Source organism: Streptomyces sp. NPDC058284 (genome assembly GCF_042881135.1).
Lineage (GTDB): Bacteria > Actinomycetota > Actinomycetes > Streptomycetales > Streptomycetaceae > Streptomyces.
Genome location: NZ_JBHVYE010000007.1, coordinates 1 through 13,080, shown reverse-complemented (window position 1 = coordinate 13,080; position 13,080 = coordinate 1). Strand labels below are relative to the sequence as shown.

At 70.7% G+C, this 13,080-nt stretch carries 13 protein-coding genes; 10 read left to right on the top strand and 3 right to left on the bottom strand.

The window, feature by feature from the left end:
- Window positions 1-201: 201 nt before the first annotated feature.
- Entirely contained in the window at window positions 202-1,812 is a 1,611-nt protein-coding gene (locus ACFVYR_RS12225) for an MFS transporter (protein ID WP_384259664.1), read from the bottom strand.
- 134 nt (window positions 1,813-1,946) lie between these two features.
- Here ACFVYR_RS12225 and ACFVYR_RS12220 point away from each other — a divergent pair, with 134 nt between their 5' ends.
- The 3 genes from ACFVYR_RS12220 (at window position 1,947) to ACFVYR_RS12210 (ending at window position 5,032) form a co-directional block, all read left to right on the top strand.
- On the top strand, window positions 1,947-2,684 hold the full coding sequence (locus tag ACFVYR_RS12220; protein ID WP_384259698.1) for a TetR family transcriptional regulator: 738 nt from the start codon (window positions 1,947-1,949) through the stop codon (window positions 2,682-2,684).
- A gap of 179 nt (window positions 2,685-2,863) precedes the next feature.
- Window positions 2,864-4,075 (top strand): alpha/beta hydrolase, encoded by a 1,212-nt coding sequence (locus ACFVYR_RS12215; protein ID WP_384259666.1) that lies wholly within the window; start codon window positions 2,864-2,866, stop codon window positions 4,073-4,075.
- Between the two features lie 75 nt (window positions 4,076-4,150).
- Window positions 4,151-5,032: a DUF4429 domain-containing protein gene (locus tag ACFVYR_RS12210; protein WP_384259669.1), complete on the top strand. Its 882-nt coding sequence runs from the start codon at window positions 4,151-4,153 to the stop codon at window positions 5,030-5,032.
- Between the two features lie 48 nt (window positions 5,033-5,080).
- On the opposite strand, the gene ACFVYR_RS12205 is transcribed toward ACFVYR_RS12210, so the two are convergent.
- A complete protein-coding gene (locus ACFVYR_RS12205) occupies window positions 5,081-5,545 on the bottom strand; it encodes a MerR family transcriptional regulator (RefSeq protein ID WP_384259671.1) in 465 nt (154 codons plus the stop codon).
- A 94-nt stretch (window positions 5,546-5,639) separates the two neighbouring features.
- Between ACFVYR_RS12205 and ACFVYR_RS12200 the strand changes: the two genes are divergently transcribed.
- Complete coding sequence (locus ACFVYR_RS12200; protein WP_384259674.1) at window positions 5,640-6,122, top strand: GNAT family N-acetyltransferase; 483 nt, start codon at window positions 5,640-5,642, stop codon at window positions 6,120-6,122.
- Window positions 6,123-6,142: 20 nt separating this feature from the next.
- The gene (locus tag ACFVYR_RS12195; RefSeq protein WP_384259676.1) at window positions 6,143-6,964 is read left to right on the top strand and encodes a serine hydrolase domain-containing protein; all 822 of its coding nucleotides are present in this window, start codon (window positions 6,143-6,145) and stop codon (window positions 6,962-6,964) included.
- 267 nt (window positions 6,965-7,231) lie between these two features.
- Here ACFVYR_RS12195 and ACFVYR_RS12190 read toward each other — a convergent pair whose 3' ends face one another.
- Window positions 7,232-7,894 (bottom strand): pirin family protein, encoded by a 663-nt coding sequence (locus ACFVYR_RS12190; protein WP_384259679.1) that lies wholly within the window; start codon window positions 7,892-7,894, stop codon window positions 7,232-7,234.
- A 70-nt stretch (window positions 7,895-7,964) separates the two neighbouring features.
- On the opposite strand from ACFVYR_RS12190, the gene ACFVYR_RS12185 reads away from it, so the two are divergent.
- The 5 genes from ACFVYR_RS12185 to fabF all read left to right on the top strand — a co-directional run bounded on the left by ACFVYR_RS12185 (window position 7,965) and on the right by fabF (window position 12,924).
- Entirely contained in the window at window positions 7,965-9,206 is a 1,242-nt protein-coding gene (locus tag ACFVYR_RS12185) for a PucR family transcriptional regulator (RefSeq protein WP_384259681.1), read from the top strand.
- 89 nt (window positions 9,207-9,295) lie between these two features.
- Window positions 9,296-10,207 carry an ACP S-malonyltransferase gene (locus tag ACFVYR_RS12180; RefSeq protein ID WP_384259684.1) on the top strand — a complete coding sequence of 304 codons (912 nt, stop codon included), beginning with the start codon at window positions 9,296-9,298 and terminating at the stop codon, window positions 10,205-10,207.
- 27 nt (window positions 10,208-10,234) lie between these two features.
- Entirely contained in the window at window positions 10,235-11,239 is a 1,005-nt protein-coding gene (locus ACFVYR_RS12175; protein WP_384259686.1) for a ketoacyl-ACP synthase III, read from the top strand.
- Window positions 11,240-11,339: 100 nt separating this feature from the next.
- The gene (locus ACFVYR_RS12170; RefSeq protein ID WP_030777934.1) at window positions 11,340-11,588 is read left to right on the top strand and encodes an acyl carrier protein; all 249 of its coding nucleotides are present in this window, start codon (window positions 11,340-11,342) and stop codon (window positions 11,586-11,588) included.
- A gap of 73 nt (window positions 11,589-11,661) precedes the next feature.
- Window positions 11,662-12,924 carry a beta-ketoacyl-ACP synthase II gene (gene fabF, locus ACFVYR_RS12165; protein ID WP_384259689.1) on the top strand — a complete coding sequence of 421 codons (1,263 nt, stop codon included), beginning with the start codon at window positions 11,662-11,664 and terminating at the stop codon, window positions 12,922-12,924.
- The last annotated feature ends 156 nt before the right edge of the window (window positions 12,925-13,080 follow it).

The following is a 13,080-nucleotide window of genomic DNA, read 5'->3' as shown; positions in this document are numbered from 1 at the left end:
CTGCGCACCGCGGATCTTCTCTCCGAACTGTGGACCCGCGGGCCGGGCCGTCGGAAGGGGTGCGAAGGTGCGTCACCCTGATAGGCGAAAGCCCCCCAGATTGTCCCTGAGGGGCTTTCCCTGACAGCTCACTCCTGTCGCGTGCCGGACGTGCCGCGTGCCGGACGTGCCGCGTGCCGGACGTGCCGCGTGCCGGACGTGTCAGATGTGGCCCACGCCCGCGCCCGCCTCGGCGTTGACGCCCCGCTTCGTCAGGAACGCGACGAAGACGGCGACCGCGGCGACTCCGGTGGCGACCAGGCAGGCCAGGCCCATGCCCGACATGAAGGTCTCGTGCGCGACCGAGGTGATCTGGTCGGCGACCGGCGCCGGGGCCTTCGGCGGGACGGGCGCCACGCCGACCTGGACGGCCTCCGCGGCCTTGTCGAGCTGGGCCTCGCTGAGCGGCGGGAGCTTGGCCGCGGTCCAGTTGCCCGGCAGGTCGCTGTCGACCTTCGACGCCATGACGGCGCCGAGCACGGCCGTGCCGAGGCTGCCGCCGATCTGCATCGCGGCCTGCTGGAGACCGCCTGCGACGCCGGAGAGCTCCATCGGCGCGTTGCCCACGATGACCTCGGTGGCGCCGACCATCACCGGCGCGAGACCGAGGCCGAGGAGCGCGAACCAGAGCGACATGAGGCCGCTGCCCGTGCCCGCCTCCAGCGTGGACATGCCGTACATGGCGACGGCAGTGCACAGCATGCCGCCCGCCAGCGGAATGCGCGGCCCCACCTTGGTGATCATGGCGCCCGCCAGCGGCGAGCCGACGATCATCATGCCGGTGAGCGGCAGCAGGTGCAGACCGCTGTCCACGGGGCTCATCCCGTGCACGTTCTGCAGGTAGAAGGTGACGAAGAAGAGGCCACCCATGAAGGCGATGGCCATGAGCACCATCAGGACCACGCCCGCGGAGAGCGGCACGGAGCGGAACAGGGCCAGCGGAATGAGTGGTTCCTTTACCTTCGTCTCCCACGCCGCGAAGAGCACGAAGCTCAGTACGGAGGCGCCGATGAACGTCCAGGTCATGCCGGAGCCCCAGCCCCACTCCGGGGCCTTGATGAGGGCCCAGACCAAACAGAACATGGCCGCCGAGAGCAGTGCGATGCCGAGGACGTCGAAGGACTTCGGCGCGTTCTCGGCGCGGTGGTCCTTGAGGATGACCAGGCCGAGCACGACGGCGATGACACCGACCGGCACGTTGATGAAGAAGACGGACTGCCAGCTGACGTGCTGGACGAGGAGGCCGCCGAGGATCGGACCGCCTGCCGTGGAGGCGCCGATCACCATGCCCCAGATGCCGATGGCCATGTTGAGCTTCTCGGCCGGGAACGTGGCGCGCAGCAGGCCGAGCGCGGCGGGCATGAGGAGGGCACCGAACAGGCCCTGGAGCACGCGGAAGGCGACCACCAGGGGGATGGTGTCCGAGAGGCCGATGGCGCCCGAGGCGGCGGCGAAGCCGACCACGCCTATGAGGAAGGTCTGCCGGTGCCCGAAGCGGTCACCGAGCTTGCCCGCGGTGATCAGCGCGACGGCCAGCGCCAGGAAGTACCCGTTGGTGATCCACTGCACTTGGGCGAAGGTGGCGCCGAGGTCCTTCTGGATGGCCGGGTTGGCTATCGCCACGATGGTGCCGTCAAGGGCGACCATCATCACGCCGATCGCGACGGCGAAGAGCGTCAGCCAGGGGTGGCCGCGGAGTCCCTTGGCAGGGGCCGGAGCGGGCCCGGGCTCCGGTGCCTCGTCCGCCTTGTCGACGGTGGTCTGACTAGTCATGCGTTCGAGGTTAGTGACAGCGGCTGACAGTTGACAAACAATTTCACTAGTCGGTCACTGCCAAGTGGCTCACCGGTAAGGTGAACTGGGAAAACGGCAGGGAAGAGGGCCATGGCGTGAAGACCACGCAGCGAGTGACGGACACCCCGGCGGCACACCTTGAGGCCCCGGACGCGTCCGCCGGACCCCCGAGACCGGGACTGCGCGAGCGCAAGAAGCAGCGCACCCGGAACGCCCTGCTGCGCGTGGCGCTCGAACTCTTCACGACCCAGGGGTACGAGGAGACGACCGTCGACGAGATCGCCGAGGCCGTCGACGTCTCCCAGCGCACGTTCTTCCGGTACTTCGCCAACAAGCAGGAGGCCGCCTTCGCGGTCCAGGAGATGGTGGAGGCGCGGTTCGTCCGGGCGGTGCGCGACCGACCGGCCCACGAGGCCCCGCTGACGGCCCTGCGCGGCGCCGTCCTCGGCGCCTGGGAGGCGATGGGCCAGTCCATCGAGGAGGTCGTCCCGGTCGAACTCCACATGCGCACCTACCGGATGATCGAGTCGACGCCCTCCCTGCTCGCCGTACACCTGCGGCGCTCCATCGAGATGGAGGAGGAGGTCGCCCGCGTCATCGCCGAGCGCGAGGGGCTCGACCTGGACAGCGATCCGCGCCCCCGGGTGGCGGTGGCCGCCCTGAGCGGCGTCATGCGGGTCACCGGGCGCCTGTGGGGCACCGGAGAGGACGCCAGCCTGCAATCGATCAGGGAGCTCACCGAGAAGTACCTCGACCACCTGGGGCCCGCCCTCGCGGAGGACTGGCACGCGCCCCGGTCCCGGCCCAAGGCGGCGGAACCGTCCAACGCTCGGGACGCGTCCACACGTTGAGCCGCGGCGCACGCACGCCGAGTCACGATCATTTCTGCCGCAGCATGCACAAATGCCGTCTACGGAGTGTGACCTAATGACTCAATATGCGCCCGCTTTGCCCCAATTACCCGTCAAGAAACGTGATCTGCCTCACGCGATGCACGGTAGGCATCACGGTTCTCCTAGGGTGTTCCGTAGTGACTTCCTTCGACTCCTCCCCTCAACTCAACGCCTGGCGCGCCCTGCTCGCCCTCGCCGTCGTGTTCGTCATGCTGGCGACCACGGGCTGGACCGCCGTGCGCCACAACAAGGGCGACGCCTCGCCTCTCGTGGCCGCACGCGCCGCCTGGGAGCACGGGCACATCGGCGGGCGGGCGCTGCCCGACACCGACGCGTCCGCCGCCCGGCTCGCCCGCTTCTTCGCCTCGCTCGACGCGCGGCAGCGCGACCGCCTCGCCGCCCGCTACCCCCTCGCGGTCGGCAACATGAACGGCGCGCCCGCCACCCTGCGCTATCGCGCGAACCGCATCGCCCTGGGGCAGGCCCGCAAGATCGAGCGGCAGCGCATGCACGACAACCGCCTCTCCCCGCTGGGGCAGCAGGAGGCCGAGCGCAGGATGAAGCGGTTCGGGGTCATGATGCGCCCGGAACGCCAGGTCATCGCCTTCGATCCGATGGGCTCCGGCCGGATGGCCGAGGTCTTCGGAGACCTCGACAAGGCGCGCCGCGTATCCGTCATCGTGCCCGGAGTCGACACCAACGTACTGACGTTCGAGCGGACGTTCCGCAAGAACTCGGCGCCGGTGGGCATGGCGAAGTCGCTCTACCGCGCGGAACGCTCGGTGAGCCCCCACACGCGTACCGCCGTGATCGCCTGGGCCGACTACACCGCGCCCGTCGGCATCGGGGTGGACGCGGCCACGGCCATGCGCGCCGAGGACGGGTCCAAGCGCCTCGACTCCATGGTGCGCGGCCTGCCCGGCCGCACTCCGGTCGCGCTGTACTGCCACAGCTACGGCTCCGTGGTGTGCGGTGTGGCCGCGCGGAAGCTGCCCGCCCGGGTCACCGACATCGCGGTGGCGGGCAGTCCCGGCATGCACGCCGACTCGGCGTCGCAGCTGGGTACGGGTGCCCGGATCTGGGCCACCCGGGACGGCGACGACTGGATCCAGGATGTGCCGAACATGGAATTCGGCGGGCTCGGCCACGGCGCCGACCCGGTGGCCGCGGGCTTCGGGGCGCGGGTGCTGTCCGCGGCCGGTGCGCGGGGGCACACCGGCTATTTCGAGCCGGGCACCGAGAGCCTGCGCAATTTCGCGGCAATCGGCACCGGTTCATACGACTCGGTGCGCTGCGCGAGCGCGGACGACGCCTGCCGGAAGGGTTTTTCCGGCGCGGCAGCGGTCTGACGCGCGTAGAAATCGATGAAACAGCGGCCCGCCGCAGGAGGGACGGAGGCGCTCGTGCCGCCTACGATGAGCCGCATGGGTGACGTACTGGCCGGATTTCATGCCGCCTGGGAGTTCCAGTCCGACTCCGTGCTCATCCGCTTCGAACGGGGAATGCGCACGCCGAAGCTCTTCCAGGCCCTCGGTGAACGGCGCATCCCCCTTGAGGCGATCGCGGCGGTGACGCTCTCCCCCGGCAAACGCGGGACGGTGGTACTGCACGCCGTGCCGAAGCCGGGTGCCGATCCGCTGATGGAGGCGGCGGGGGGCCAGCTCAAGGACGGCAGCGACCCCTACCGCCTCGTGCTGCCCGCCGAACGCGAGACGCTCGCCGAGTACTACGCGGACGAGCTCCGGGCACAGCTCCCCCCGGACGACGGCGAGCCCGCGGACCGCTACCTGGTGGCCCCTCCCGAGGCTCCCCTGCAGTTCAAGGCGTACGACGGCAAGGCGTCCTTCGACGGCAAGACGGTGTCCTTCCGCTGGTTCTGGACGGGCGCGTCGTCGGCGAAGTGGAAGGCCGGGGACCAGAGCTTCCTCGTCACCGACCTGAGCGGCATCGAATGGCGCTCCCCGGAGCTCTTCGAGGGCCATCTCCGGCTGCTGCGCCGCGACAGCCCCGTCGCGCAGCCCGGGCAGGCCGACCAGGATCCGGCGGCCGTCGTGTTCGGTCTCGGCTACGGCCCGGTCCACGAGTCGCTGCCGTTCGCCGCGTCGGTGCTCGCCGCGGTCCGGGCGTCGGGCCCGGCCCTGAACTCCGCCGGCGTCGGCGCGAGCGTCTCCGCGCCGCCGTCCGTGCGCCGCGATCCCGCGGACATCGCGGACCGCATCAGGCACCTGGGGGAACTGCACCAGGCCGGTCTGCTCACGGACGACGAGTTCACGATGAAGAAGGCCGAGCTGCTCGCGGAGCTCTGAGACGCCTCAGTCGTCAGGCGCCAGGCGTCGGACCTCGGACCTCGGACCTCAGGTCCGCTCCGGCGCCTTACGGGCGGCGTCCGTGTAGAGGTCGATCTTGTAGTCGAGGACGGCGAGGGTGTCCTGCAGCTCGGCTATGCGGTCGCGGACGTCGCGGCGGGTCCGCTCCAGGAGTTCCTGGCGCTCGCCGAAGGTGTGCTCGCCCGCGCGCACCAGCTCCGCGTAGCGGACCATGTCCGCCACCGGCATCCCGGTCAGACGCAACTTGCCGACCAGGGCGAGCCAGTCCAGGTCGCGGTTGCGGTAGCGGCGTTGGCCCGTGTGGGAGCGGTCGATGTGCGGCATCAGGCCGATCCGCTCGTACCACCGCAGCGTGTAGGCGCTCAGGCCGGTGTGGGCGGCGACTTCGCTGATCGTGTAGTGGTCCTGCCCGTTCGGGCTCGGGTGTGCGCCGGGCGCCCCGGCGCAGCTGGCGGGGCGGGCCTGCACGGTCCTGGTCTCCATCACCGTCATGCCCCTCACGCTATGACCTTGGAGTGCACTCCAGGCAACCGGATTCGGTGAAAAGCGGGAGACGTCTCATCTCTTGGTCGCTACGGTCCCGGGCATGAGCCTTGTACGCCGTGCCACGCCGGAGGATGCCGAGGAACTGATCCGGCTGCGGCAGGTGATGATCGACTCGGTCTTCACCGCGCGCTCCGGGGGCCCGTCCGACACCGGTTGGCATGCCGAGTCGCTGCCGACCCTGCGGCGCAGGCTCGCGGAGAGCGACGGAGACTTCGCCGCGTTCGTCGTCGACCGTCCGGAGCGGCTCGGCGGACTCGCGGCGCTGGTGGCGGGGACGGTCGAGTACCGGATCGGGCGGGCGGGCAATCCGCACGGCCGGGTCGGCTGCGTCTTCAGCGTCGCCACCGACCCGGACCAGCGGCGCAAGGGGCACGCGCGGGCGGCCATGGAGGCGCTGCTCGACTGGTTCCGCGAGCGCGGGGTCGCCGGCGTGGACCTCAACGCGTCACGGGAGGCGGAGCCGCTCTACGCGTCGCTCGGCTTCGTCCGCAAGCCCGACCCCTCGATGCGGCTGAACCTGTAGGAACGCTTAGGCTCGGAGCCATGCAGAGCCTGGCGTTGATCGAGAACTGGCCGGTCCCCACCGCTGCCGCCGCCGTCGTCCGCGCGGACGGCACGGTGGCCGGGACCCACGGACCGACCGACCGGCGTTTCGCCCTCGCGTCGGTCACCAAGCTCCTCGCCTCGTACGCGGCCCTCGTCGCGTACGAGGAGGGGGCCGTGGAGCTCGACGAGCCCGCCGGGCCCGAGGGGTCGACGGTCCGGCACCTGCTCGCGCACACCAGCGGGCTCGCGTTCGACGAACACCGCACGACGTCGGCGCCGGGCACCCGGCGGCTGTACTCGAACGCGGGGTTCGAGGTGCTGGGCGACCACATCGCGAAGGCGACGGACATTCCCTTCGACGAGTACCTGCGGCAAGCGGTCCTGGTGCCGCTGGGGATGACGTCGACCTCGCTCAAAGGTGACCTCTCGCCCGCCAAGGACGGGGTGTCGACCGTCGACGACCTGGTGCGGTTCGCGGCGGAGGTGCAGGCTCCGCGGCTGCTCAACGCGCGGACCGTGGCCGCGGCGATGACCGTGACGTTCCCTGGCCTCAAGGGTGTGCTGCCGGGGTACGGGCATCAGAACCCCAACGACTGGGGGCTCGGGTTCGAGATCCGGGACTCCAAGGCGCCGCACTGGACGGGAAGTTCGTCCTCGCCGCGGACGTTCGGGCACTTCGGGCAGGCGGGCACGTTCCTGTGGGTCGACCCGGACGCGGGGATGGCCTGCGTGGCGCTCACGGACCGGCCCTTCGGGCCGTGGGCGGTGGAGGTGTGGCCCGGGTTCACCGATGCGGTGCTCTCCGAGGGGAGTGGGTGAGGCGGCCACTCGCCGTGGCGGGGCGGTTGCTTGCCGGGTGCGGGCCGCATTCGGCTGGTCGCGCAGTTCCCCGCGCCCCTGACTGCGCCCTCAGAGCCTGTCTTTGAACCCCCGTCGTCCGCGCGAAGCGCGGGCGCAGCGGTGTTCGGTGCGTGCGATCGGTGTGCGGAGTGCCAGGTCATGTGGCGGAGCCACCTGTCCTGGGGCTCCGTGCGCCGAGCGTGCGTGCCGGGCGCCGGGGCGCAGGCGGGGGTTCAAAGACAGGCTCTAAGAGGCGCTCGTCATCTCCCAGATCAGCAGTGTCGTGTCGGCTGATGCCAGGCCTTCCGGGCTCGTTTCCTCGGTGATCCGTGCCGAGTCGCCCGGGCCCAAACGGTCGTCGGCCAGGGTCAGCTCGCCGGTTGCCACGTGTACGTATATGTACGGTGCGTCCGGGAGTGCCAGGCGCTCGCCCGCCGTCGGGCGTCGTACGTGCAGCAGGGCGCCCGCGGCCGGTACCGCGTACGGGGTCGAGTCGGCGATGCCGCGGACCACCTCGTAGGAGGGGTCGCCGCCCGGGGTGAGCGGGGCCAGCCACATCTGGACGAAGACCAGAGGGGCCGGGCCGTCGTTGCGTTCGACGTGGCGGACGCCGCCCGCGGCGGACAGGTGCTGTACGTCGCCGGGGCGGACCAGCGACTCGTGGCCCGTCGAGTCGCGGTGGGTCAGCTCCCCCTCGATCACCCAGGTCACGATCTCGGTGTGGCTGTGCGGGTGTTCGTCGAAGCCCGCGCCGGGCGCCAGACGCTCTTCGTTGCAGGCCAGGATCGCGCCGAAGCGGAGGTTGTCGGGGTCGTAGTGCGGCCCGAAGGACAGGGCGTGGAAGGACTCGATACCGGCCGCGCTCTCCCCGCCGCGGTACCGGTCGCCGGAGCGCCGTACATCAATCACGTACCCCACGGTAGGGCCTGTGCGGGCCCCGGCACCGCACGTCCCCGTCCCGATAAGGCAGTCTTGTCCCGTGCCCGAACCCTCAGCGAACGAAACCCCGCAGGAGTCCCAGGAGCCCCACCGGGAGCCCGGTCGGGACGCCCGCCGGACCGCTCACGCCCACGCCGCGACCCTGAAGCGCCTGGAGAAGTCGTCCGGGAGCCTGGCGGCGCAGGCCATCGCGCGGATGGACGAGACGCTGTCCTGGTACCGGGCGATGCCGCCGGAGAACCGCTCCTGGATCGGCCTGGTCGCGCAGGCCGGTATCGCCGCGTTCACCGAGTGGTTCCGGCGCCCGGACGCGCCCCAGGCCATCTCCACCGACGTCTTCGGCACCGCCCCCCGCGAGCTGACCAGGGCGATCACCCTGCGCCAGACGGTGGAGATGGTGCGTACGACGATCGAGGTGATGGAGTCCGCGATCGACGAGGTCGCGGCGCCCGGCGACGAGTCGGTGCTGCGTGAGGCCCTCCTCGTCTACGCCCGTGAGATCGCCTTCGCCACCGCGCAGGTGTACGCCCAGGCCGCCGAGGCACGCGGTGCCTGGGACGCCCGCCTTGAGTCGCTGGTCGTCAACGCGGTGCTTTCCGGGGAGGCCGACGAGGGCGCCGTCTCACGCGCCGCCGCCCTCGGATGGAACTCCCCCGAGCACGTCTGCGTGGTCCTCGGCACCGCACCCGACGGCGACAGCGAGCTCACCGTGGAGGCCATCCGCCGCGCCGCCCGGCACGCGAAGCTCCAGGTCCTCACCGGTGTGCTCGGCACCCGCCTGGTCGTCATCGCGGGCGGCAACGACAATCCGCTGCACGTGGCGAAGTCGCTGATCGGGCCGTACGCGGCCGGGCCCGTGGTGGCCGGGCCGATCGTCCCCGACCTGCTCGCCGCGACCCGCTCGGCACAGGCCGCGGCCGCCGGCCTCAAGGCGTGCGCCGCCTGGCAGGACGCCCCGCGCCCCGTCCTCGCGGACGATCTGCTGCCGGAGCGCGCCATGGCGGGGGATCCGGCGGCCCGCGTCCAGTTGGTGGAGGAGATCTACAGACCGCTGGAGGAGGCGGGCTCCGCGCTCCTGGAGACGCTCAGCGTCTATCTGGAGCAGGCGAGCAGCCTCGAAGGCGCGGCCCGGATGCTCTTCGTCCACCCCAATACCGTGCGCTACCGGCTCCGACGTGTGACTGACGTCACCGGCTGGTCACCTTCCGATGTGCGCTCCGCTTTCACGCTGCGCATCGCCCTCATCCTGGGGCGTCTGGCCGACGCGGATCCTCAGTCGTAGGGTTTTGTCGGCCCCCTACAATTCCCCCAGCCGTTCTTCGTCCCTGTCCCCACGGGCGGCCCCCACCGTCCACAAGAGAGAGTGTAAGAGTGCTCGTACTCGTCGCTCCCGGCCAAGGCGCTCAGTCGCCCGGCTTCCTGACCCCCTGGCTCGACCTCCCCGGCGCCGCCGACCGCCTCGCCGCCTGGTCCGACGCCATCGGGCTCGACCTCGCCCACTACGGCACCCAGGCCGACGCGGACGCCATCCGCGACACCGCGGTGGCCCAGCCGCTGCTCGTGGCCGCCGGACTGCTCTCCGCCGCGGCACTCGGTGACATCACGCCGGGCGCCGTCGCCGGACACAGCGTCGGTGAGATCACCGCCGCCGCGTACGCAGGTGTGCTCGGTGACGACGACGCGCTGCGTCTCGTGCGCAGGCGCGGCCTCGCCATGGCTGAGGCCGCCGCGGTCACCGAGACCGGCATGGCCGCGCTGCTCGGCGGCGACCCCGAGGTCACCGTCCCGCACCTGGAGAAGCTCGGCCTGACCCCGGCGAACGTGAACGGCGCGGGCCAGATCGTCGCCGCGGGCACCCTGGAGCAGCTCGCCGCCCTCGCGGAGGACAAGCCCGAGGGCGTCCGCAAGGTGATCGCCCTCAAGGTCGCGGGCGCGTTCCACACCGAGCACATGGCGCCCGCGGTGGCCGCGCTGGAGGAGGCCGCCAAGGACCTCGTCGTCGCCGACCCGCGCTTCGCCTACGTCTCCAACCGCGACGGCAGGACGGTCGCCGACGGCACCGAAGTGATCTCCCGCCTGGTCGGCCAGGTCGCCAACCCGGTCCGCTGGGACCTGTGCATGGAGACCTTCAAGGAGATGGGCGTAACGGCGCTGATCGAGGTGTGCCCCGGCGGCACCCTCACCGGTCTCGCCAAGCGCGCCCTGCCGGGCGTCACGACGCTCGCGGTGAAGACCCCCGATGATCTCGACGCGGCCCGTGCGCTCGTCGCCGAGCATTCCTAGCCGAGAGCTGACAAGGAGCCGTAGCGCATGTCGAAGATCAAGGCCAGTCAGGGCCATCCGTACGCGCGGATCATGGGTGTCGGCGGTTACCGTCCCACGCGCGTCGTGCCGAACGAGGTGATCCTGGAGACGATCGACTCGTCCGACGAATGGATCCGCTCCCGCTCCGGCATCGCGACCCGCCACTGGGCCTCCGACGAGGAGACCGTGGCCGCGATGTCCGTGGAGGCGGCGGGCAAGGCGATCGCCGACGCCGGCATCACGCCCGCGCAGATCGGTGCCGTGGTCGTCTCCACCGTCTCGCACTTCAAGCAGACCCCGGCCATCGCGACCGAGATCGCGGACAAGATCGGCGCGGGCAAGCCCGCCGCGTTCGACATCTCCGCGGGCTGCGCGGGCTTCGGCTACGGCCTGACGCTGGCCAAGGGCATGGTCGTCGACGGCTCCGCGGAGTACGTCCTGGTGATCGGCGTGGAGCGGCTGAGCGACCTCACCGACCTGCACGACCGTGCGACGGCGTTCCTCTTCGGTGACGGCGCGGGCGCCGTGATCGTGGGCCCCGCCAAGGAGCCGATGATCGGCCCGACGGTCTGGGGCTCGGAGGGCGACAAGGCCGAGACGATCAAGCAGACCGAATCCTGGGAGGTGTACCGCAACGGCGGTGCGCCCGCCAAGTTCCCTGCGATCACGCAGGAGGGCCAGGCGGTCTTCCGCTGGGCCGTGTTCGAGATGGCGAAGGTCGCCCAGCAGGCGCTGGACGCGGCCGGAATCACCGCGGACGACCTGGATGTCTTCATTCCGCACCAGGCCAACGAGCGGATCATCGACTCGATGGTGAAGACTCTGAAACTGCCGGAACATGTCACGGTCGCCCGTGACGTGCGCACCACCGGCAACACCTCGGCCGCCTCGATCCCGCTCGCAATGGAGCGGCTCCTGGCGACCGGCGAGGCGAAGAGCGGCGACACCGCGCTCGTCATCGGCTTCGGGGCGGGTCTCGTGTACGCCGCCACGGTCGTTACCCTCCCCTAGGCATACCGTCCGGATCACCCGGTCCGTACGGCTGTAAAACCAACCTGCCGCTGCCGCGGCGGGCGCCACACCCTCTGGATACATAAGAAGGAGCGCCAACATGGCCGCCACTCAGGAAGAGATCGTCGCCGGTCTCGCGGAGATCGTGAACGAGATCGCCGGCATCCCGGTCGAGGACGTCCAGCTGGACAAGTCCTTCACCGACGACCTGGACGTCGACTCGCTGTCCATGGTCGAGGTCGTCGTCGCCGCCGAAGAGCGCTTCGACGTCAAGATCCCGGACGACGACGTCAAGAACCTCAAGACGGTCGGCGACGCGACCAAGTACATCCTCGAGCACCAGAACTGACCCAGCTCTGTCTGCTCTGTCGCCACCCGGCGGTGGCGCCGCTGATCCCCTCAACATCGTGGAGAAATTTCCTGTGAACTCGACCAATCGCACCGTGGTCGTCACCGGTATCGGCGCAACCACACCGCTGGGTGGCGACGCCGCGTCGACGTGGGAGGGCCTGCTCGCGGGCCGCTCCGGCGTCAGCGCGCTGGAGCAGGACTGGGCAGCCGAGCTGCCCGTCCGCATCGCCGGTCAGATCGCCGTGGAGCCGGGCGAGATCATTCCCCGGCCGCAGGCCCGCAAGCTGGACCGTTCGGCGCAGTTCGCGCTGATCGCGGCCAAGGAGGCCTGGGCGGACGCCGGCTACACCGCCAAGGCGGGCGAGGACTCCTCCGTGGACCCGCACCGCCTCGGCGCGGTCATCGCCTCCGGCATCGGCGGCGTGACCACCCTGCTCGACCAGTACGACGTGCTCAAGGAGAAGGGCGTACGCCGCGTCTCCCCGCACACCGTGCCGATGCTGATGCCCAACTCCCCGGCGGCCAACGTCGGCATCGAGCTGGGTGCCCAGGCGGGCGTCCACACCCCGGTGTCGGCCTGCGCCTCGGGCGCGGAGGCCATCGGTTACGCCGTGGAGATGATCCGCACCGGCCGCGCCGACGTCGTCGTCGCGGGCGGCACGGAGGCGGCGATCCACCCGCTGCCGATCGTCGCGTTCGGCAACATGATGGCGATGTCGAAGAACAACGACGACCCGCAGGGCGCCTCGCGTCCCTACGACGCCGACCGCAACGGCTTCGTGCTCGGCGAGGGCGCCGGCGTGATCGTCCTCGAGTCCGAGGAGCACGCCAAGGCCCGCGGCGCGAAGATCTACGCGGAGGCCGTCGGCCAGGGCATCTCGGCCGACGCCCACCACATCACGCAGCCCGAGCCGTCCGGCAACGGCATCGCCGCGGCGCTGCACAACCTGATCGACACGACGGACCTGAAGCCCGCCGAGGTCGTGCATGTGAACGCGCACGCGACCTCGACGCCGCAGGGTGACGTCGCGGAGATCAAGGCGCTGCGCAAGGCGTTCGGCGACGACGTCGACCACATGGCGATCGCCAGCACCAAGTCGATGACGGGTCACCTGCTCGGCGGCGCGGGCGGCGTGGAGACCGTGGCCACGGTCCTCGCGCTGAAGCACCGCATCGCCCCGCCGACGATCAACATCGAGAACCTCGACCCCGAGGTGGACGCCGATGTCATCCGTGACACGGCCCGCCCGCTGCCCGAGGGCAGGATCGCGGCGCTGAACGACTCGTTCGGCTTCGGCGGCCACAACGTCGTCCTGGCGTTCCGGACCGTCTGAGTCTGAGTCTGTCGGTACCTGTCTGAGTCTGCCGTACGCAAGCGAATGGGCCCCCACCATCCTTGAGTTCTAGTGGTCGTTGCAACACCCCAGCTCAGGGGACGCGATGGCCATCGATTACAGCAAGCGACGCAAGCCCGCAGGGCATGCTCCGCA